Origin of the sequence: Rhodococcus sp. 077-4 (assembly GCF_047782425.1) — a bacterium.
Taxonomy (GTDB): domain Bacteria; phylum Actinomycetota; class Actinomycetes; order Mycobacteriales; family Mycobacteriaceae; genus Rhodococcoides.
On sequence record NZ_JAJPWC010000001.1, the window covers coordinates 414,860 to 437,097 of the forward strand.

Annotated in this window: 17 protein-coding genes; 12 read left to right on the top strand and 5 right to left on the bottom strand. The window is 64.2% G+C overall.

Annotated elements, in window-relative coordinates; genetic code table 11:
• Positions 1-66: 66 nt before the first annotated feature.
• Both ACNEOT_RS02075 and ACNEOT_RS02080 read left to right on the top strand, forming a co-directional pair.
• Entirely contained in the window at positions 67-1,038 is a 972-nt protein-coding gene (locus ACNEOT_RS02075) for an alpha/beta hydrolase fold domain-containing protein (protein ID WP_415971729.1), read from the top strand.
• 21 nt (positions 1,039-1,059) lie between these two features.
• Entirely contained in the window at positions 1,060-2,094 is a 1,035-nt protein-coding gene (locus tag ACNEOT_RS02080; RefSeq protein ID WP_415971730.1) for a helix-turn-helix domain-containing protein, read from the top strand.
• A 30-nt stretch (positions 2,095-2,124) separates the two neighbouring features.
• Here the strand turns inward: ACNEOT_RS02080 and ACNEOT_RS02085 are convergent, their stop codons facing one another.
• Complete coding sequence (locus ACNEOT_RS02085) at positions 2,125-2,472, bottom strand: LuxR C-terminal-related transcriptional regulator (protein WP_415971732.1); 348 nt, start codon at positions 2,470-2,472, stop codon at positions 2,125-2,127.
• A 284-nt stretch (positions 2,473-2,756) separates the two neighbouring features.
• Here ACNEOT_RS02085 and ACNEOT_RS02090 point away from each other — a divergent pair, with 284 nt between their 5' ends.
• From ACNEOT_RS02090 to ACNEOT_RS02105, 4 genes are all read left to right on the top strand, one after another.
• The gene (locus tag ACNEOT_RS02090) at positions 2,757-3,944 is read left to right on the top strand and encodes a hypothetical protein (protein WP_415971734.1); all 1,188 of its coding nucleotides are present in this window, start codon (positions 2,757-2,759) and stop codon (positions 3,942-3,944) included.
• A gap of 40 nt (positions 3,945-3,984) precedes the next feature.
• A complete protein-coding gene (locus tag ACNEOT_RS02095) occupies positions 3,985-7,812 on the top strand; it encodes a hypothetical protein (RefSeq protein ID WP_415971735.1) in 3,828 nt (1,275 codons plus the stop codon).
• A gap of 150 nt (positions 7,813-7,962) precedes the next feature.
• On the top strand, positions 7,963-9,387 hold the full coding sequence (locus tag ACNEOT_RS02100) for a phenylacetate--CoA ligase family protein (protein WP_415971736.1): 1,425 nt from the start codon (positions 7,963-7,965) through the stop codon (positions 9,385-9,387).
• Between the two features lie 55 nt (positions 9,388-9,442).
• Entirely contained in the window at positions 9,443-9,868 is a 426-nt protein-coding gene (locus ACNEOT_RS02105) for a pyridoxamine 5'-phosphate oxidase family protein (RefSeq protein ID WP_415971738.1), read from the top strand.
• Positions 9,869-10,093: 225 nt separating this feature from the next.
• Here ACNEOT_RS02105 and leuS read toward each other — a convergent pair whose 3' ends face one another.
• Entirely contained in the window at positions 10,094-12,916 is a 2,823-nt protein-coding gene (leuS, locus tag ACNEOT_RS02110; protein ID WP_415971739.1) for a leucine--tRNA ligase, read from the bottom strand.
• A 68-nt stretch (positions 12,917-12,984) separates the two neighbouring features.
• Between leuS and ACNEOT_RS02115 the strand changes: the two genes are divergently transcribed.
• The 4 genes from ACNEOT_RS02115 to ACNEOT_RS02130 are packed head-to-tail and all read left to right on the top strand — an operon-like array spanning position 12,985 to position 16,777.
• Positions 12,985-13,389, top strand: a complete 405-nt coding sequence (locus ACNEOT_RS02115) for an SdpI family protein (RefSeq protein WP_415973622.1) — start codon at positions 12,985-12,987, stop codon at positions 13,387-13,389.
• Between the two features lie 4 nt (positions 13,390-13,393).
• Positions 13,394-14,374, top strand: coding sequence for a DUF1648 domain-containing protein (locus tag ACNEOT_RS02120; protein ID WP_415971741.1), 981 nt, complete (start codon positions 13,394-13,396; stop codon positions 14,372-14,374).
• 9 nt (positions 14,375-14,383) lie between these two features.
• A complete protein-coding gene (locus tag ACNEOT_RS02125; protein ID WP_415971742.1) occupies positions 14,384-15,379 on the top strand; it encodes a bile acid:sodium symporter family protein in 996 nt (331 codons plus the stop codon).
• A gap of 36 nt (positions 15,380-15,415) precedes the next feature.
• Positions 15,416-16,777, top strand: coding sequence for a glutamate decarboxylase (locus ACNEOT_RS02130; protein WP_415971744.1), 1,362 nt, complete (start codon positions 15,416-15,418; stop codon positions 16,775-16,777).
• A gap of 63 nt (positions 16,778-16,840) precedes the next feature.
• Here ACNEOT_RS02130 and ACNEOT_RS02135 read toward each other — a convergent pair whose 3' ends face one another.
• On the bottom strand, positions 16,841-17,458 hold the full coding sequence (locus ACNEOT_RS02135) for a YqgE/AlgH family protein (RefSeq protein ID WP_415971746.1): 618 nt from the start codon (positions 17,456-17,458) through the stop codon (positions 16,841-16,843).
• A 118-nt stretch (positions 17,459-17,576) separates the two neighbouring features.
• A complete protein-coding gene (locus ACNEOT_RS02140; protein WP_415971747.1) occupies positions 17,577-18,266 on the bottom strand; it encodes a TetR/AcrR family transcriptional regulator in 690 nt (229 codons plus the stop codon).
• A 117-nt stretch (positions 18,267-18,383) separates the two neighbouring features.
• Between ACNEOT_RS02140 and ACNEOT_RS02145 the strand changes: the two genes are divergently transcribed.
• Together ACNEOT_RS02145 and ACNEOT_RS02150 are read left to right on the top strand one after the other, a co-directional pair.
• A complete protein-coding gene (locus tag ACNEOT_RS02145; RefSeq protein ID WP_415971749.1) occupies positions 18,384-19,322 on the top strand; it encodes an NAD-dependent epimerase/dehydratase family protein in 939 nt (312 codons plus the stop codon).
• Positions 19,323-19,332: 10 nt separating this feature from the next.
• Positions 19,333-20,619, top strand: a complete 1,287-nt coding sequence (locus ACNEOT_RS02150) for an MFS transporter (RefSeq protein WP_415971751.1) — start codon at positions 19,333-19,335, stop codon at positions 20,617-20,619.
• Between the two features lie 149 nt (positions 20,620-20,768).
• Here the strand turns inward: ACNEOT_RS02150 and ACNEOT_RS02155 are convergent, their stop codons facing one another.
• A complete protein-coding gene (locus ACNEOT_RS02155) occupies positions 20,769-22,235 on the bottom strand; it encodes a CCA tRNA nucleotidyltransferase (protein WP_415971752.1) in 1,467 nt (488 codons plus the stop codon).
• Between the last annotated feature and the right edge of the window lie 3 nt (positions 22,236-22,238).

The following is a 22,238-nucleotide window of genomic DNA, read 5'->3' on the forward strand; positions in this document are numbered from 1 at the left end:
TTTTTCGGATTTACTTCCTACACACGGCCGGTGACTTGCAGTCCCATCGAGCGCAGGATGGTGCACATGACCACCTTTCCCACACTCGACCCCGAACTCGCTGCAGCCGTCACGATGCTCCCCGAAGTCGATTTCGGGGACATTCCCGCCGCCAGGTCCACCTTCGATGCTCTGGTCGGCGCGCTGGTGTCCGAACTTTCCTACGACGGCGTCGATGTCCGCGCACTTGCCGCCCCCGGGCTCGACGGTGACCCGGAGGTACCCATCGAGTTCTTCACACCCCACGCCGTCGAGGGACCACTGCCGGTACTCGTGTGGATACATGGAGGCGGATTCGCGATCGGCACCGCTGAATCCAGCAACTCGTTCTGCGTCGACGTCGCGCGAGAGCTGGGGTTCGCAGTTGCGAACGTGGAGTACCGCCTCGCTCCCGAGACACCGTTTCCCGGACCGTTGAACGACTGCTACGCGGCTCTGACCTACATCCACACTCATGCCGACGAATTGGGCCTCGATGCCTCCCGAATCGCACTCGGAGGCCAGAGCGCGGGCGGCGGTTTGGCCGCGGGGACAGCTCTCAAGGCACGCGACGAGGGAGTTGTTCCGGTCGCCTTCCAGCACCTGGAAATCCCTGAACTGGACGATCGGCTGACCACGGTCTCGATGACCGACTTCGTGGATTCGCCGATGTGGCACCGCCCCAACGCAATTCTGTCGTGGCGGTACTACCTGGGCGAGAGCTACTCGGGCCCGGACGATCCCGATGTCTCGATCTACGCCGCGCCGGCCCGCGCCACCGACCTGGCCGGGCTGCCCCCGACCTACCTGTGCACCATGGAATTGGACCCACTGCGCGACGAGGGAATCGATTACGCGCTTCGTCTGCTCCACGCCGGCGTCAGCGTCGAGCTGCACTCGTTCCCCGGCACCTTCCACGGATCCGCATTGGTCGCCGGCGCCGAGGTGAGCATCCGGGGACACGCAGAGGCTCTCGCCGCTCTGCGACGAGGGTTGCGCAAACGGGTGCCGACCTCGTAGCTTCCCTGAATGCAAGGACTGATGTATCGGCTAGCGGAGCTCGACGCCGACTCCGCGGGCCTGGTACGTGTGATCGACTATTTCGATGCGCTGGTCAGACACGGTGCCGATACCGCGGCGATGATGCGGGCCAGCGCAGCGCTCGCAGACTGCACCGTCGGAATGGACGTCGCCGGATCGACCGACTCGAGCCGCACAACGCGACGATGCGATCCCGGTGGCCGTTGGTCCCCGCAGCCCCAACGGCCACCATCGTCGACGAAGGACGTGGTTGTCGACGACGTGGTAGTCGGGACGGTGTGGATCGAGCGGGTCGGAAAGCCGCTCCCGCTCGACGACATGCTCGTCGACCGGATGGCCATCACCGCGGCGGCCATCCTGCACCCTCGACGAACACTGACGGACTACGAGCACACCACGAACCTGTTGTTCCCGATGGACGAACTGGCGGTACTCACCGCCTGCGCGGGGCTCGGCATCGATCCCGAAACCGAGCTGCGTGTTCTGGTGTACGACACCGACACGGGCTTGCACAGTCCGCGTGCGACGGCTGGACGTGCGGTTGCTGTCACGGTCGACGACGCCGTCGTCGTCCCGGTCGTGCGTATCGACGAAATTGTCGAATCAACTGCAGCTGTTGGCATTTCGCTGCCATCGACAGCATCGACATCTCACCTCTACGTGGGATCCGCGTACTTCGCGAGAAGTCAGGCCACGGAAGACAAACGAATTGTCGACGCATCCGAGCTAGGTGCCCTCAACCTACTTGCGCCGGGCAATTCCATTCCACACGAGAGTATTCCGGACCTCGTTCGCGCTCGACAACTGACCGAGACCGCGACCGGACGTGAACTTCTCGGGACGTTGCGGGTGTACCTCCGATCGGGGTCGTTACGCGCCGCAGCCAACCGAATGCACCTGCACCACAGCAGCGTCGCACACCGTCTGGCGAAGCTGTCGGACCATCTCGGTTACACCGTCGATGCCATAGAGAACCGACCCCGAGCCGCGTCGATGGTCATGGTGATCGAAAGCCGAAGACCCCGGCGCACCTAGCATCCTCGCCGGTGCACCGAAGTGCGTCGCTCAGAGGTCGTCGAGTGCCACGATGCCGTCCTGCAGGGCCCGTGCGACCAGTGCCGCCTTCGTGGGCGCGGCTCGACCGACGCGGGAGTACTTGTCACGGATTCGCGTCAGGTGGGTATTGACGGTTCCCAGCGCGATGTGGAGGCGGGCACCGACTTCCATTTTGGAGTCGCACACCAACCAGACTTCGAGAACCGCAATCTCGCGCTCGGTCAGTCCGGGGGCGGCGTACACCGGCGCCGATCTCGGTCGCGGGCCGCGGGATCGCCCCTGGCCGATGGGGGCACGTGCAGCCCCGGGCATCGCAACTCGTGCCTGTACCTGGGGTCGATGACCGATCAACACCATCCGGGCCTCCTCGTGGATGTGGCCTACAGGCCGGTATGCATCTGACCACGGCTGTCGAATCCCCTGCAACACAATCCGATTCGAGGAAGCCATCGAGCGCGGGGTTCCATCTACACAGCGATGTAGTTTGAACTAAATCAAGCAGGCTTGGGGTCCGGATTGCTATAGTTCGTTGTCCATTCAGGTGCTGTGCAGTTCAGTGAAGGCGGTTTACGTTGAACCCGAGGCCGCTCCCACGCGAACAATTCCTCCAAGCCGGGTACCGGCTCCTGAACGACGTCGACATGACCGATCTCGCACGGTCGATGTCCATCTCGGCAGTCGTCGACGGTGCCGGGCTGTCACATCAAACCTTTCACAACACCTACCCCGGCAACTCCCGTAGCGGCGGTTTCGGCGGCAAAGAGGCATTCGTCGCAGACCTGCTCGAGAACCTCACCGTGAACTACAGCGGAACTGCGCCGACCGACCCCCCGGCCGGCGTGCTTGACGCTGCCGCACCGGTGACTGCATTGTTCGAGGACCTGACCTCGGGCCTGATGCGTCGCCGCCTCATCGCCATCCTCCTCGCCGCCGACCACGAGGGGGCACGCAAAGCCGTCGTACCCGAATTCGAACGCCTGGACGCAGACCTGCGCACCATGGTGGGTCAGGCGATCCAAGCTCAGGGCGGCTCCGTCCGCCAACCGATGACGCTGACGTCCGTGACGACCGTCCTCGGAGCCGCACTCGACGGGCTCGCACTACGAGAGATGCTGACTCCCGGTTCCGTCTCCGGCAACGAGATCGCCGCAGCGACCACATCGATCCTCCGGTGGGCCATCGATCCACTCCACACCGACCGGAAAGCAGTCGAGCCCGAGCAGACCGAGCCGGCCGAGAGCTCCGACGCTCTACGGCCCGACCTCGAGGCCGACGTGATCGCGGCAACCGAAACTCTGTTCGTCGACAACGGCTACTTCCTGGTCACTCTCGCAGACATCGCGGCGGCAGCACGAATTCGAGTCGACGACCTTCGCAGGCTGTTTCCGAGCAAAGTCGACATCATCGTCGCCGGGTTGAAGCCCGAATTCGATCGTGTGCTGCGGTTGCGTCGCGCCGACGAGCGACTGGGCGTCGAGCCCACCATCGCCCTTCGACGAACTCTGACCGCGCTGGCGGAGTTCGTCATCGACAACCGAGCCATGAGCTCGGGGATGCTGTTGGCCCTGAGCTTCGAGCAGTTCCAGCAACCCAGCACGGTCACCACCGTATTGGAGAATCTGTACCTGCCTTCCGCTGTCGTCCCGATCCTCGAGCGAGGGCGTGAAATCGGAGTGTTCAGCGAAGATGCGCCTGCGCTCGAGGCCGCCATCATGCTGACCAACAACATCCTCTTTCGTTGTCTGACAAGGCCTTCCGAAACGGCTACCGAGGTAGCGCTGGGTGTGTTGCGCATCCTGATGCCCGGCGTCGCGACACGGACGCGGTGATAGTGCTGCACACACGCAGCCGGATCGACGGCGCGAGGAGGTGAGCGTCACCGACACGGGTTCGGCGGGCTGGGCTCGCTTGGATCGGCTGTCACAGCATCTCCTCGACGACATTGGGCATCGACCCGACAACGACGAAAACTGGTATGTAGAGCGCGATATCGAGGCGGCGTTGCTCCGACGCACACTTGCGGGATCCGAACCGCAGATCGTCGTCGGTGAAGCGGGACACGGAAAATCGACGCTGCTGTGGTCGCTTCATCGGGCGCTGCGGAATCAGGGACTACATCCGTTGCTGGTGTCGGCTACCTGGCTTCAACGGGGCGTCGACGAAACCCCCACAGCCTCACTCGACGAGATCATGTCGGCCGTCGCCGACAGAGCGGGCGCAATTCTACTTCTCGACACCGCAGACCTCATGCTGCACAGTCGATCTGCTCGGCACAACGTCATCGACCTGGTCACGGTTCTGGCGCGGACTGCAGTTCCTGTCGTTCTGACGACAAGGCCCATGGAGGGGCAGAGCCTTCCGCCGAATCTGGGGCACAAGACCACCCTCGGGCCGTTTTCCTCGAACTCCGAACTGCCCACCGCAATCGAAGCGTTGACAGTCGAATTCATCGCCGACGACTCCGTCATGCCTGCGCATCCGGTATCGGCGATCCAATCTGCTCGGGCACGCGGCGCTCTGGTGGACGACGTATGCACCAGCCCCTTGTTACTGCGACTTCTGTTCTCCTTGTCCGCACCACATTTCCCTCAGCTGGAACTCGACGTCACCGGCCTCTACAACCTGTTCTGGTCTCGACGCATAGTCAGCGATCACCGATCGGGACCGGAAGTACCGGCCGAGGACACCGACGACCTTTCGGCCGCTGCCGGGTTTCTGGCAATCGCCATGCTCGCATTGGGAACACCCGAGCCGCCCCTCGACGTTCTTGTCCGACGCGCGGCCCAGGTCGCTGCATCGACGGGGCATGCCTGTGACGACATCGTCCTACGCAGGCACGTACGTGCACTGACCCGGCGCGGCGTCCTCATCACAACCGACAACCGTGCCCGTTTTCTCCATCAGACGTTCTTCGAGTTCGCTGCAGCGAAGGGGCTCGCAGCCAGGGGTGCCGAGGACGAACTGCCCAGATTGATTGCGCGAGTGGCCAAGACACCGGACGACCTGTTCGTCGGTGCCGTCGTCGAACAGACCCTGATCATCCTCGGGGCAGACGCGTTGGCTCGACCCGCCCTCCGCGCGGGTTGTCGGACTCTCATCGGCACCGGTCACCCGCATCCCATCTCGATCGCCATGACCGCCTGGGCGCATCACCCGGCAATCCTCGAACTCACCACCGACATGATTGCTGCGGTCACCGACGACCAGCTGCGTCGATTCCTACGGACTCTGCCGCGCGTGCACGGCCACACCGAGTCCGTCGCCGAGCACCTGCACCGACTGTGGTTGCAACGCCCCGAGTTACGCACAGCGATTGCGACCACGGCGGCATACCTCGTCGGACAGGGCCCGGACGCGATCGCCGCCCTGGTCCGCCGTACCGGGATGTACGCCGAACTCGCTGCCACCCATCAGAACTACCTGCGCTCGAACAACGAACCCCGCACGCTCCTGCTGGCGTTGGCCTTGGTCGCGCCCGACCTCGTTCGCGATGCGGTACTCGAGGTGATTGCGGGGCTCACCGCTCCCGTCGGTCGGGCCGAGCGATCTCCTGCGCGGCAAGGCAAGAACACGATCGCTCGGTACCTGCACACTGTCGCCGAATCTTGGACTGCACTGTGCGACAACACTTTTCTCGTTGCTCTCGAAGATTCGGTGAGACCAGTACCGACCGGCCCGGCCGACGTCGACGCAGAAGCCGTCTGCGATGCCCTCGCAGCCGTCGTCGCTGCCGACATTCGTCGTGGGTACCTCGAACCCGGCTGGGAGCGAGGGTGGTTGGAGTCGGTAGACGTCGTGTGCGCAAAAGTCGAACACCACGGCGATGATCGGGATCCGATCGTCGAAGCACACCTGATCGCGATCGGCGTCGTACTCGGTCACCTCGACGAGGACCGCGGCCCGGTGATCGACGCAACGCTCGCGCGGTTGTTCTCGCTGTCCGGCGACGCCGCACCCCGACAACTCGCTCGAGGGTTCTCGCGCGAAATCCTCACCACACCTTCTCCCGCCCGAAAAGCGCTGATCGCGCTCCTGTCTGCAATGTTGGACGGCCACCTGCCCGCCGAACATCGAATCAGCACTACCGGGCCAGAGCTGTGGGCGTCGGTCGCGCGTCGGATATCGACGGATGCGGCCATTCCGATCGACGTCGTCCGGGACATTCTCGCTGCGTCGCTCGCTACCTACCGCGACGAACCACAGCTGTTCACGACGGGCAACCACCTCGTCGCTCTTGCCCCGGCTGCAATCATCTGGGGTGAGCCCGCTGCGGTCACCGCGGGGCACACCCTCAGCCGCATCGACGTGACCGACGTCCTCGAGCGCCGTTCCGCGAACATCTTCCTCGACCACGCCCGCGATCGGGCACACCAACGACCGGACCTGCTCGTTCCCATCACACTGGCCGTAGCCCACCGTGTGGGTCGCACCGAAACAGTCGACGACCTACTGCGCCAAAGAGCTAATCACGCAGTTCTGCAGTCGAATCGGTCTCTGCTGCAACGCTGGATCGAGGAGCTGCTGGCCAGCCAGGGCATCAGCGGACACACCGGCACCGATCTGCTCAGCACCCTGATGCAGCACAACATCATCCGTCCCAACATCGGACTGCTCACGTCATGGTTGGAACGGTCCACGAACCCCGAAATCAAAGCAATCCTCCTCACCGACATCGGCATCAGCGCCCGGCATTCGGGAACGACCACATCCGCCATCGACCTGTTTGCGCGATTCGTCACCGTGAGAACAATTCCTCCCACGATCTCGGCGGGCCAGGGCGAGCGACCTCAACCAGTGGTCGTCGAGGCGGCAAGAAATGCACTTCTGGAAACCATTGCACACCAACCGACCTCGTTCGTCGAGCAATGGCCGACAGTTCACTCGCTGACATTCGCACCGCGCCTGACCGACCCCCAGGAGACCGACCTGGCCGGTCTCGAGCACCTCGCGCAATTCCTCCGCCTCGAAGCCGAGAACGGCCACATCGACGGGGCGATCGACCACCTGGTCAGCACTGGTTCGACCCTCGCATCCCTCGAGAAGAACCTCCGAGCCTCCGCGCCCGACAGGTTGAAAGGCGCAGTCACCGCCATTCTCCGGCGGGCTCACGAGCGGCACTACGAGCAGCTCGCGCACCTGGTTCGTATCGCGCCGCCGCGGATGTCGGTGCAGCTGATCCACGGATTGCTGGGCTCGCCCCAATTCGCCGAGCGCGCACAGGAGTTCGGCCACCGGCTGAACATCGTGCCCAGGGTGATCGGAACCGGTACGTTCCACGAAATACTCGTTCGTCACGACAGCTCGCTGCACGGCGGAGCGTTCCCACCGCAATCGAGCGAAACGTGGGCCCTCACCGAGAACGACCGACGCCTCGTTCGCGCACTGCGCCGTGTCGAGGAAACCCGGGGAGATCTCGAACGAGCCACAGACGCGGCATACCGTGCGATTCGCCGCGCCGCGGGGAGTAGGGACGACGACCACCTCGCGCGAACATTGTTCAGCATCTCCCGATCTGCGTTCTATCGGCTGAAAGCCGGCTCGAGCTGGAGTGCACCCGGACGGGATCTGTGCGCCGACATCGATGCCCACGGAGAATCGATCGGCCACCACTTCGGTCTCACGCAGTTGCACGACGCCTACGTGGCGGCTGCTCAGGAGGCCGACGATGCCCGCCATGCAAGGGGCGGGCTCGAGTAGCCGCCCGTTCGAGCACTTCGTTGCTGTTCGTCAACAGTTCCGAATTTCTCGAGCAGTCGAACAACTTCACAATGAGATCGGATCGACATGTCCCTGAACGTCATTCGTCCACCGCCGGACCGGCGGCAGACACGATCGAAAGGTCATGCCATGAAACCGGCGGATCTGCACGACCCCTCACACACGGCCCTCCGGCTCGTCCAATCCATTGCCCTGTCGGTGCCCGCATATCGCCGTCTCCTCGACCAGCACGGAATCGACGCCTCCGCGATCGAAACGATGACCGACCTCGAACAGCTGCCGACCACCTCGAAGGACACCTACCGACGCGCGAACGCACTGTCCGACCTTCAGGCCGGGCGGCCGGAGGACGTCGAAACGATCGCGAGCAGCGCCGGCTCGTCCGGGACCCCAACCTTCTGGTCACGCGGCCAGCGGAGCACCGACCACGGAGCAGCAATGTTCGGGCACGTTCTGCGGGAATGCGCGGACACCGAGCACAGAGCGACTCTCGCGCTCGTGACCTTCCCGCTCGGGCCGTACATCGGGGGAGCCTTCATGTACGCCATGCTGCTCGAGCTCCGCAAACGTGGTCACCGACTGTCCATAGCCACACCCGGGATGGATCCCGACGTGGTCGCCGACGTCGTGTCCGAGGCCGCAGACGGATACCAGCAGATCGTGATCTTCGCCTATCCGCCGATCGCGCGGGACCTCCTCGACACCCATGGCGACCTGTTCCGACGGCACAACGTCGTCATCATCGTCGGCGGTGAACCCGTGAGCGAAGCATGGCGCTCCCTCGTCCACACCATGTTGGGCGACAATCAGGGAGACCGGGTGCGGGTGGTGTACGGGGCCACCGACGTCGGATTCGTCGGTTACGAAACAGCCGCCACGATCACCGTGCGCTCGGCGGCAGCTCGAGATTCGGGGTTGAACCTCGCGATGTTCGGAACCGAGTACGCCGACGAAGATATCGTCCAGCAGCCCGCCTTCGTGCAGTATCGGCCCGAATTCACCTACATCGAAGTCGATTCCGACGGCTACCTTCTGTTCACGGTCGGTGGAGTACTCCCCCTTGTGCGTTACCGCGTGAACGACAGGGGAGACACACTCGTCGGCAGTGCTGTACGAGCCCGACTGGTCGACGCCGGGTATCCCGCTCTCGCAGAAGACATCGACCCGAATGCCCACTACCTGTTGGTATTCGGGCGCACAGATGTCGCCGCCATCTACAGTGCCGTCAACATCTATCCCGACTACTTCCGGCCTGCCGTCGAACACATCTCTTTGGCGACTCGATTGACCGGTCGGTTCATCGCTCGTTGCGAGACCGACAACGAACAGCGTCAAACCCTGACTCTCGACGTCGAGCTTCGCCCCCAGCAACAGCCGGACCCCGAGACGGCCGAGCAGGTCCGACAACTCTCCATCGCCAGCCTCCGACAACTGAGCGCGGAGTACCGCGTCGTTCACGATCAGAAAGGCCAAGAGGCAGAACCAGTCGTACGCCTGCGACCATTCCGCTCGGACGGATTCGTCACGGGCGGAAAGCAGAAGTCGGTCGAGTAGGGCCCGCGCCGCTCGAGGTCTGGAACTTCGCCCCTGAAAGTTCTACCGTTGCTCCATGGCACTGTCGAAGGCAGAACGTAAAGAATTTCTGGCCGAGTCTCACGTCGCCGCGCTGTCCGTCGCTGCGGGACCGGATCGGGGTCCGTTGACCGTCCCCATTTGGTACGACTACACGCCGGGCGGTCATGCGTGGGTCCTCACCGGGAAGACCTCGAAGAAGGCCGAACTCATCAGAGCTGCAAAGCGATTCACACTCATGATCGAGCAGTCGAATCCCACCATCAGATACGTATCCGTGGAGGGTCCGGTCACTCGCGAAGAACCGTGCACCCCGGACGTACTGCGCGCCATGGCGGCGCGCTACCTACCGCCGGAGAAGGTCGACGGTTATCTCGAGATGGCCGAAAGCGAGCACGAGGAGAGCGTGGTATTCCACCTACACCCGGAGCATTGGCTGTCGGCAGATCTGGGTGCGATCTGACGCGTCGAACTCGAAGCTGGGGACGTATTTCGGCCGAAATACGTCCCTGACTTCGAGTTGGGCGGAAGATGTGCCCATGTTCGGACGACTGATGACCGCCATCCGCTGAAGTCGCAGTTATGCAGTTGAATCGACCCGAATCTGTCGCATAACCGCGAAGTCGCAGTTATGCAGTGATATCAGGCCGAAATCAATGCACAACTGCGAGCTCGGCGGAGGCGGGAGCTACTTCAGGACGATGTTCACCATTCGACCCGGGATCACGATGACTTTGGTGGGGGCCTTGCCTTCGAGCAGTGCCAGAATTTTCTCGTCGGCCAGTGCGGTTTTCTCCACGTCGTCCTTGGTCGCATCGGCAGGCACGGTGATACGACTGCGCACTTTGCCGTTGACCTGAATGGGGTAGTCGACGGTATCGGCGACCAACCACTTCTTCTCCACACGCGGGAAAGGCCCGTGCGCCAACGACTTCTCGTGCCCGAGCCTGCTCCACAATTCCTCGGACAGGTGCGGTGCGAGCGGAGCGAGCATCAGAATCAGCGGCTCGACGACCCCGCGCGGCGCACCGTCGGGGTACGCCTTGGTGATGTGGTTGGTCAGCTCGATGAGCTTGGCCCCGGCCGTATTGTCGCGCAGTGCAGCATAATCCGCATGCACGCCGTCGATCACCCGGTTCAGCACACGCAACGTGTCCTCGGTGGGCTTGGCGTCGGTGACGCGAACCTCGCCGGTCACCTCGTCGAGGACCAGTCGCCACACACGCTGCAGGAACCGCTGCGCGCCGACGACGTCCTTGGTCGCCCACGGCCGTGAGGTGTCCAGCGGGCCCATCGACATCTCGTAGACGCGCAGGGTGTCGGCACCGTACTCGGCGAAGATCTCGTCGGGGGAGACCGAGTTCTTCAGGGACTTACCCATTTTGCCGTATTCACGGTTGACGGGCTGATCGTTGTGGAAGTACCCGCCGTCGCGTTCGACGACCTCGGCCGCAGGCACATAGACGCCACGCGCGTCGGTGTACGCGTAGGCCTGAATGTAGCCCTGATTGTAGAGGCGACGGTACGGCTCGCTCGAGCTGACGTGACCCAGATCGAACAGCACCTTGTGCCAGAAGCGCGAGTACAGCAGGTGCAGCACCGCATGCTCGACGCCACCGACGTAGAGATCGACGCCGCCCGGGTCGTTGGGCCCGTGGATCTCCGGACGCGGTCCGACCCAGTACTTTTCGTTCGCGGGGTCTGCGAATGCCTCGGAGTTGGTGGGGTCGATGTAGCGCAGCTGGTACCAGGAACTACCGGCCCACTGCGGCATCACGTTGGTGTCGCGGGTGTAGGTCTGCAGCCCGTCGCCCAGGTCGAGCTCGACGTTGACCCATTCGTCGGCCTTGGCCAGCGGCGGGGACGGCTCGGAGCCGGCGTCGTCGGGGTCGAACGACACCGGGGCATAGTTCTCGATCTCCGGAAGCTCCACCGGCAGAGCAGAATCCGGGAGCCCGTGCGGATTTCCCGCGGCGTCCCAGACGATCGGGAACGGCTCGCCCCAGTAGCGCTGGCGAGCAAAGAGCCAGTCGCGCAGCTTGTACTGAATGGTGCCGCGGCCGGTACCGTCTGCTTCCAGCCGCGCGATGACGGCGGCCTTGGCCTCGTCCACCGGCAGACCGTCGAGGAAGTCGGAGTTCACCAGAGCGCCGTCGCCGACGTAGGCCGCCTCGGTGACGTCTCCGCCCGAAATCACCTCGCGTACAGGCAGACCGAACGCAGTGGCGAATTCCCAGTCGCGCGCGTCGTGTCCGGGGACGGCCATGATCGCGCCGGTGCCGTAGCCCGTCAGCACGTAGTCGGCGATGAACACCGGCACCTGCTCACCGTTGACCGGGTTCTTCACGTAGGAACCGATGAAGACGCCGGTCTTCTCCTTGTTCTCCTGCCGCTCCAGATCGGACTTGGCGGCGATCGACGCACGGTATGCGGCAACGGCTTCCGCGGGAGTCGCGGCTCCACCGGTCCACTTGTCGGAAACGTCGGTGGGCCACTCGGGAGCAACCAGCCCGTCGACCAGATCGTGCTCGGGTGCCAGCACCACGTAGGTGGCACCGAACAGCGTGTCCGGGCGAGTGGTGAACACCTCGATGTTCGAGAACGAGACCTGTGCACCGCGCGAGCGCCCGATCCAGTTGCGCTGCATGGTCTTGACCTTCTCGGGCCAATCCAGGTACTCGAGGTCGTCGACCAGGCGTTCGGAGTACGCGGTGATGCGCATCATCCACTGCCGCAGGTTCTTTCGGAACACCGGGAAGTTTCCGCGATCGCTGCGACCGTCGGCCGTGACCTCTTCGTTGGCCAGCACCGTGCCCAGTCCGGGGCACCAGTTGACCATCGAGTTGGACTCGTACACCAGTCGGAAGCCGTCGATCACCTCGCGGCGCTCATCGACAGTCAGCGATTCCCAGGAACGGCCGTCGTCCAACGAGCGTTCACCGGAAGCGAAGGCTGCCTCCAGTTCCGCAATGGGCCGCGCTCTACCGAGGTCCGCGTCGAACCAGGAATTGAAGATCTGCAGAAAGATCCACTGCGTCCAGTGGTAGAAGTCGACATCCGTCGTTGCCAGGGACCGTCGACGATCGTGTCCGAGACCCAGCCGACGCAATTGGCGTCGCATATTGGTGATGTTGTTCTCGGTGGTGCTGCGTGGGTGCGTGCCCGTCTGTACGGCGTACTGCTCGGCCGGCAGACCGAACGCGTCGTAGCCGAGCGCGTGCAGCACATTGCGACCCTGCATGCGGTGGTAGCGCGCGAAGACGTCGGTGGCGATGTAACCGAGTGGGTGACCGACGTGCAGGCCGCTGCCCGACGGATACGGGAACATGTCCTGGACGAACAGCTTGTCCTTCGGAACATCTCCGGCGAGCGTCCCGACCGGGTTGGGCGCGTCGAAAGTGCCCTGGGACTCCCACAGGTCTTGCCACTGCTCCTCGAGACGCCCGGCGAGTTCGGCTGTGTAGCGGTACTCGGGAGCGGACTCGGTGGGTGCTTCAACGGAATCGGTCACACCTACCAGCCTAAAGTGTGATGCGGCCCGCCTGGTACCAGGACCTCGATGCGCCGTATCCTGGCGAGGTGGTCATCGTCTCGGTTGTGTTGTTCGTGCTCGCCCTCGTCGTCGGCGCCGTTGCTGTTGCGTCGCTGCTGGGCCGGCTCCCGCGTAACCGTTTCGCAGGGGTCCGCACCGCCGAGGCCATGCGTGACGACGAGACGTTCACCCTCGCCAACCGCGTCGCCGGGCCGACTACCGCCGCATCGGCGCTGGTGCTGGCTATCGGCGCAGTATCCGCTCTCGCACTGACCGGCATTCTCGCCGTCGTCGGCGTAGTCGTCGCCATCGTGGCCGCGCTCTTCATCGCCGCCGCGGGCGGATCCGTCGGGGCCCGCGCAGCTGCGGCCGTCCCGCCACCCGCCGAGGCAGACGGGTGCGGAAGCTCGTGCATCTCGTGCAGCCTCAAGGACGCCTGCCAACCGAGCTGAGCAGATGAAAGCGAGAGCTGCGCGCACGTTCGACCCCGCCGGGGTCGTCTTCGGTGTATTCGTCCCGCTTGCGGTTGCCGCCCTCGGACTCGTTCTGGCGTACGTGTGGAGCGGCCGGCTGCCCGAGCAGGTCGCCACCCATTTCAGCGGAACCGAACCCGACGACCTGTCCAACCCCCTGTCCAACGCCTGGACCCTCGCGGTGGTGATCGTTCTGGTGGGCGGCGGGTGCAGCGCCGTTGCGTCGCTGGCTCGGGTGCTGCTGATCATGCGCCGAACGATGTTGATCATCGGACTGACCGTCGTCGGGATGATCGGCGTCCTACAGATTGCAACCCTCACCCGCGAGCTGGACCTGGCGTCCGCGCAGAGCGTCACCATCCCGGGTTGGGCCATCGCGGTGGGGACCGTCATCGGGTTCGTCGCCGGGTTGTTCGGTGCGTCGAGACTGCAGGATTACCGCGAACGCGTCGACGCCACCTCACCGCCGCACCCCGATCTCCCGCGCTGCAGCCCTGAGCTACCCCTGGTGGTCTACGTCGGTGCCAGTCGCGTCGCGGGCCTCACCGTCGTAGTGGTGTCTCTGGCCGGCGCCGCCCTGACGTGCTATCTGTCCGGGTCGCTGTGGCCCATCTTCTTGTTCGTACCCCTGACGATTCTGATTCTGTCGCTGCTGCGATTCACCGTCCACATCGACAGCGACGGCCTGTACGTCTCGAGCCTGGGCATGGCCGCGTTCGATTACGACATCACCGAAGTCACCGGCGCATCGGTACGGACGGTCGACCCCTCGAAGGACTTCGGCGGTTGGGGTCTGCGGGCCAAGGGACGCGGCAACTACGCCGTTGCCACCGACGCCGGCCCCGCGGCCTTCGTCACTTTCGCCAACGGTGACCGGCTCACCATCGGTTCCGGCGACGCGGAGAAGATTGCAGGGACACTCAACGCCTTGACCGCTCGTACCCGCACCGAGACGGTGGATTAAGTTAGCCGAGTGAAGTTGTTGCGGGATACCGTGCTGGATCCCTTCCTGTTGGGGATCTTCGCGGTGGCAGCACTGGCGAGTATCTTCCCCGCCACCGGCACGGCGGAGACCGTTCTGAGCTGGATCACCCGAATCGCCATCGCACTGCTGTTTCTCATCTACGGCGCTCGACTCTCACCGCGCGACGCCTGGGACGGCATCAAGCACTGGCGACTGCACTCGGTGATCCTGGCATGCACCTACCTGCTGTTCCCGGCCCTCGGACTTGCCCTTCGGATCCTCGTACCCGGTCTGATCAGCGACGACCTCTACACGGGAATGCTGTTCCTCTGCCTTGTTCCCTCGACCGTGCAGTCCTCCATCGCCTTCACCTCCATAGCCCGAGGCAACGTTGCCGGTGCCGTGGTGAGCGCGTCGTTCTCCAACATCATCGGGGTGTTCGTCACCCCACTGCTGGTGATCGCCTTGATGACCACCACCGGTTCGGTGAGCATCGACCCCAGCTCGATCCTCGATATCGTTCTGCAACTGCTGCTCCCGTTCGCCGTCGGTCAGCTGATCCGGCCCTGGGTGACGGGATGGCTCACCCGACACAGCGCACCGACAAAGCTCGTCGACCGGGGATCGATCCTGCTGGTCGTCTTCGCCGCCTTCAGCGAATCGATGAACCAGCACGTGTGGTCCTCGGTAGCGGTATGGCGCATCGCCGTCGTCGTCGCGGTATGCGCCGCGCTGCTCGCCCTGGTACTGACGATCACCTGGTACGGAGGCAAGTGGTTGGGCTTCGCCTTCGAGGATCGGCTGGTTCTGTTGTTCTGCGGATCCAAGAAGAGCCTGGCCAGTGGACTACCCATGGCCGCGGTACTGTTCGTCGGCCAACCCGTCGGACTGATCGTGCTGCCGCTGTTGATCTTTCATCAGATTCAGCTGATGGTGTGCACCGTGATTGCCCAGCACTTCGCCCGGCGTCCGGAACAGAGCCCGGTGCGCAGCGTCGCGGACTAGATTGGGTGTCACTCGAGCCGATCACGGGAGAAGACGATGACCAGGAAAATCCATGCCGACAGTATCGTCTCTGCCGCCTATACCGGCCGGCTCGCCACCAATCCTGTACCGGCACTGCGCCTTCCCGAGGATCAGCTCGATCCCGAAGCCGCCTATCGTTACATCCACGACGAACTGATGCTCGACGGTAGCTCGCGCCTGAATCTGGCCACGTTCGTCACCACCTGGATGGATCCTCAGGCCGAGAAGCTCATGGCCGAGACGTTCGACAAGAACATGATCGACAAGGACGAGTACCCGTCCACCGCTGCCATCGAGGAACGCTGCGTCAACATCGTCGCCGACCTGTTCCATGCGCCCGGGCTCGACCGCGAGGACCCGTCGTCGGCCACCGGCGTCTCCACTATCGGATCGAGCGAAGCCGTCATGCTCGCCGGATTGGCACTCAAATGGCGCTGGCGGGCCAAGGGGACGGGCACAGGAATGCCGAACCTGGTGCTGGGCAGCAATGTTCAAGTGGTGTGGGAGAAGTTCTGCCGCTACTTCGACGTGGAGCCCAAATACCTACCCGTCGAACGCGGACGCTACGTCATCACTCCGGAACAGGTTCGAGATGCCGTGGACGAGAACACCATCGGCGTCGTCGCAATACTCGGGACGACGTTCACCGGCGAACTCGAACCGGTGCAGGAGATCTGCGCCGAATTGGACCGGGTCGCGTCGAGCGGTGGGCCCGACATACCGGTGCACGTCGACGCGGCCAGCGGCGGATTCGTCGTACCGTTTCTGTATCCCGAACTCGAATGGGACTTTCGGTTGCCGCGCGTCAAATCCATCAATGCAAGTGGTCACAAATACGGTTTGACCTATCCGGGAATCGGATTCGCCGTCTGGCGAACCAAAGAAGACCTCCCCGAGGACCTCGTGTTTCGCGTCAACTACCTCGGTGGAGACATGCCCACCTTCACACTGAACTTCTCGCGACCGGGCAATCAGGTGATCGGGCAGTACTACAACTTCCTGCGACTCGGGCGATCCGGCTACACCGACATCATGAAAGCGTTGCGCGACACAGCAGTTCGCGTCAGTCGACACCTCGACAAACACCCCGACATCGACGTGATCACCAACGGATCGGCCATCCCGGTGCTGTCCTTCATGCTGAAAGCGGACTGCGGATTCACCGTCTTCGACGTCTCGCACGAACTCCGCGCCCGCGGCTGGCAAGTACCCGCATACACGATGCCCGACAACGCAACCGACATCGCCGTGCTGAGAATCGTCGTCCGAGAGGGCTTCAGCGCAGACCTGGGCCGCATGCTGTGCATCGCCATCGACGAGGTGATCGACGGACTGAAAGTGGGCGGACATTCCCAGGCTCGACCCTTCGCGCATTAGTGCCTACGGCAGTGGTGCGGTTAAGTGCCGCCTGGGGCACTCAACCGCACCACTGCGAAGCACTCAATTCCGATCGACGTCGATCGGATGCGATGCCAACAAGGCCAACGGCATCGGCTGTCGACGCAGCACGTGCGCCCACAGGTCGATGCGCGGTGGGCCGATCACATCGGATGGCAAGGCCGACAACACCATCCAGTCCTCACGGTCCAGTTCGCCTTCGAGTTGGCCGAAGGTCCAGCCCGAGTATCCGGCGAAGATGCGCACACCCTCGACCAGTGGCGCGATATCTGCCGGATCGGAATCGAGATCGACCATCACCACTCGGCCGTCGACACGGCGCAGACCGGGTACGCCGTCGATCGACACGCCGGTACGTACCGTCGCCAGACACAGGGCCGAATCTCGCTTGACCGGCCCACCCACGTACAGCGCCTGCGGCTTCGCTGCCAGATCGGACCAATTGGGCAGAACGTTGTGTACGGCTGTCTCACTGGGACGGTTGATCACGACGCCGAGGCTGCCTGCGTCGTTGTGTTCGATGATGTAGATGACTGTGCGCCGGAACGTGGGCTCGACGAGTTCGACCGACGACACCAACAGACTGCCGGGGCGGACATCGCGCAAGGCCGATGCCGTCTGGTCCTCGGGTTCCTCCGCATGCGCTGCCACGTCACTCATTGTGGCACCGCGCACGCTCGGATGTGGCGCAAGCCATGCGGCCAGTCCCCATGGGTCGTTCCGCAGGGTCCACTCCCGCCCCATGGGTCATTCCGCAGGCTCCACTCCCGCCTGGCGCCTACTCCAGCCCAGCGATCTTGGTGAGTACTCCCAACTGGTACTCGAACAGATCATCCCTGCTGGCAAACGTCGTGGTGCCGTACTGATCGAACACATCGAAGTTGATCGCTCCGAACAGCGACGCCCACACCATGACCCCGAGGGCGATCAGCTCGTCGGGCAGATCCACCCCCATCTCCTGTCGGATCTCCTCGAAGCTGCCGTGCAGTGACACCAATTCGGGCGGTCCGGTCTCGACATCGGGACGACGGGTCTGCCACGCCGAGTTCAGAACAGCCACCAACGTGGTGATGACGCGGGTACCCGGCCCGGTGGTCTGTTCGGCGGGCGCGTGGTAGCCGGGCACCGGACTGCCGAACAGCAACGCGTACCGCGCCGGATCGCGTAGTCCCCAGTGCCGCACCGTCCGACCGAGGGCCAGGAACTGCTCCTTTGGTCCCTCGGCCGCGTCCACCGCTGCCTCGACGGCATCTCCGAGCTCGGTGTACGCGTCGACGACCAGCAGAGTCAGCAGCTCGTCTCGGCTCGAGACGTATCGATAGACGGCGGAGGACACCACGCCGAGATCCCGCGCAACGGCGCGCAGCGACAGCGCCGCAGCGCCGTCGGCGGCCAGGTGTTCGCGGCCGATGCGCGTGATATCGGCCAGAGTCTGCGCGCGGGCGCGGGTCCGGGGGGTGCTTGCCATGCCGTTCACAGTAATTGCTGCTCTTTTCAGAGAGCAGTGCTCTTGCTTTCTTGCCGATGCAGGCGCACACTCGACACATCAGAGAGCACCGCTCTCGTTTTATCGAATGGAGCGATCATGACCGAACTTCACGTCGTCACCGGAGCCGGACCCGTCGGGTGGACTGTGGCCGAACAGCTTGCTGCACAGGGGCACTCGGTGCGGGTTCTGACCCGATCCGGCAGCGGGCCCGTCCATCCGAGGATCGAACGGCGCGCCGTCGACATCGAATCCGCGGATCTACGACCGCACCTGGACGGTGCCACCGCCATCTACCACTGCACCCACGTTGCCTACGAGAACGCGGTGTGGCGAGACAAGCTGGTCGCCATGGAGAACCGCGTGCTCGACGCGGCTGCGGGCAGCGTCGTCGCGTTTCCAGAGAGTCTGTACGCCTACGGCCGCGTCGACGGGCCGATCCGCGAGGATTCACCCCGCACTGCCACGTTCCGCAAGCTGGGTGTGCGTACCGAACTTCTGGCCGCACGTGACGCTCATTCGACCCCCACCGTCAGCGTCGCCGCCTCGGACTTCTACGGTCCGCGTGTGCACATCTCCCACATGGGCGACCGGGTGATCGAGAACATTTTGGCCGGCAAGCCGATTCGCGTCGTTGCCTCCGCCGATCTACCTCACTCCTTCACCTACGTGCCGGATTTCGTGGCGGCCATGATCACTGCCGCGGCCACGCCCACTCTGTGGAACACCGTCCTACACGCTCCGACCGCTCCCGCGGTCACACAGCGCGCGATGATCGACATGCTTTCTGCAGCAGCACAATTGCCGACGCCGAAAGTCGGCACCATCCCGGCCTGGGCCATGAGAGCGCTCGGCCTGGTTTCCGGACCCATGAAAGAGCTGGGGGACACCCTGTACCAGTTCCGCTACCCCTACATCCTCGACTCGAGCCGCAGCGAGAAGATCCTCGGGCAACAACCGACCCCGCTCGCCGACGGCGCCGCAGCAACGATGGCGTGGTGGAAGGCTGCGGTTCCCGCGGTGGTCAGCGGCAACTAGAGTCCCCTCGGTGAACGACGCATCCTTCCGTACCCGCCTGCGTGAGTCCCCGGGGGTAGGCAAACTCACCACCGTTCGGTTCGCCGGTCAGTTCGGCGACGGCTTGTTTCAGACGGCGCTCAGCGGTGCCATTCTGTTCAATCCGGAGCGCGCGACGAATCCGGCCGAGATCGCAGCCGGGTTCGCGGTGCTGCTCGTACCGTATTCGTTGGTCGGACCGTTCGCCGGAGCACTGCTCGATCGCTGGGACCGCCGATCGGTCCTGTTGTGGGCCAACGTCGTTCGGATCGTACTCATCGTCACCACGGCATCACTCCTGTCCGCCGGAGTCGACGCCACCCCGTTGTTGCTGTTGGCCTTGGCCACCGTGGGGCTGAGTCGGTTCGTACTCGCCGGGGCGTCCGCGTCGCTACCCCACGTGGTTCGACAATCGTGGCTGGTGCCGATGAACTCGGTGCTGGCAACCGTGGGATCCGGCTTCGCCGCTGCCGGCGCCGGGCTGGCGGTGACGGTCATCGGCATCATCGGGGCCGGGGATCTCGGCTCGGGCGTTGCCGTGGGTCTCGCCGCAACCGGATCGGTCGTCGGGGCACTCGCCGCCGCGCGGTTCCGCCCGCGATCTCTCGGACCGGGCGTCGAGAGCGGCACCGCAAGCCCGCTGAAAGACGTTGCTGCAGGGCTGAAATCGGGCGCATCGGCCGTCTGGCGTTCGCCCGGTGTGACCACCGCGATGATCGGGATCGGCGCGCACCGAGTGGTGTTCGGAATCAACACCCTGATCATGGTGCTGATTCTTCGCGAAGCTACCGCCGGCTCACTGCCCGGCGGCCTCGCGGGCTTCGGCATCGCCGTCGGTGCCACGGCAATCGGAATGTTCCTCGCCGCCCTGATCACACCGTTTGCCGTTCCCCGGTTCGGACGCAGCCGCACGATCGCCGTCGCCCTCGTGCTCGCCATTGCCGCGCAACTCGGTGCTGTCGCGGGCCTGACACAGACCAGCCTGCTCGTCGGAGCATTCCTACTCGGCATTGCCGGGCAGACCGTCAAGCTCAGCGGTGACGCAGCCATGCAGATCGAGATCGACGACGCCCATCGTGGACGCGTCTTCGCGTTGCAGGACACCGTGTTCAACGTGGCGTTCGTCGCTGCCCTCGCAGCCGCGGCGTTCGCTGTGGGCCCCGACACGACCGATCTGAGCCAGGACCCCACCGCGCACCGCCTGGTGTTCGTGGGGGCAGGAATCTACGCCCTCGGCCTGGCAGCAGCGGTGCTCGACACCAGGCGCGCACGCCGCTGAAAAGGTGTGTCTTCTCGTATCGGACCGATGGTTTCGTCGGAGAACACGGGGCACCGCATGCACGGTCGCAGGTGTTGGCCGAGCTTCGCTCGTCTTGAGTAGAAGTTCGTAGTGGGCTACCAATTTCCGTGCACGTGCGCGGGACGCGCCTATTGCGTGGGCCACCACTCGAGCAGGGCCGCCTCGGCATCCTCGCGGGGGAGCGGTCCGCGGTCGAGGCGCAGCCCTTTGAGGAACTTCCACGCCTTGCCCACGTCGGGCCCGGCCGGAATACCGAGCAACTCCATGATCGCGTTGCCGTCGAGATCGGGGCGAACCCGCGCCAGGTCTTCCTGCTCGGCAATTCGAGCGATCCGTTCCTCGAGATCGTCGTAGGTGGCTTGAAGAGCGGCGGCACGACGCTTGTTCCTGGTGGTCGAATCTGCTCGAACCAGCTTGTGCAGCTTGGGAAGTAGCTCGCCGGCATCGGTGGCGTAGCGACGGACGGCCGAGTCGGTCCACTGACCCTTGCCGTAGCCGTGGAATCGCAGGTGCAGGAACACCAGATGCGAGACGTCCTCGATCATCTTCTTGGAGTACTTCAAGGCGCGCATACGCTTACGCACCAGCTTGGCACCGACGACCTCGTGGTGATGGAAGCTGACGCCGCCGCCCGGCTCGTTGCGTTTGGTATCCGGCTTGCCGATGTCGTGAAGCAGTGCAGCCCAACGCAATACGAGATCGGGATCGCCGTCCTCGAGATCGATCGCCTGCTTCAGCACGGTCAGTGAGTGGGTGTAGACGTCCTTGTGCTGGTGATGCTCGTCGATCTCGAGCTTCATGTTGGGAACCTCGGGAATGATGCGCTGCGCCAAACCCGTCTCGCACATCACGTCGATTCCGTCGATCGGGTGCGCGCCGAGAATCAGCTTGTCCAGCTCCACCTGGATTCGCTCGGCCGTGATGCGGTCGATCTGCTCCGCCATGTCCTCGATCGCCCGGTGCACCCGAGGCATCAGAGAGAAACCGAGCTGGGAGACGAACCGCGCGGCGCGCAGCATGCGCAGGGGATCGTCGCCGAACGAGACCTCCGGTGCGGACGGTGTATCGAGAACGCCTTCGAGCAGCGCGTCCATGCCGCCGAGTGGATCGACGAACTCCTGCCCGCCGTCGGCTCCGAGCCGCACCGCCATGGCGTTGACGGTGAAATCGCGTCGAACGAGGTCTTCTTCGAGGCTGTCGCCGTACTGCACCTCGGGATTGCGGGACACCTGGTCGTAGGAATCGGTGCGATAGGTGGTGATCTCGATCGTCTGACCGTCTTTGGCCGCACTGATGGTCCCGAACGCGATGCCGGTGTCCCACTGATTGTCGGCCCAGTCCGACAACAGCGCCTGCACGTCCTCGGGCCTGGCGTCGGTGGTGAAATCCAGATCGGTACCGAGACGGCCGAGAACCGCGTCACGCACCGATCCGCCGACGAGGTAGAGCTCGTGCCCGGCCGCGGCGAACAGTGCGCCGAGCGGAGTCAACACCGGGGCGAGTTCGCGCAGCGTCACAGCAGCTCCGGCCAGCAACCTCTCCCGGCGGGCATCGGTGTGCTCGGCGGAAACGGAGGACAGGGACTGATCGGCCACGGT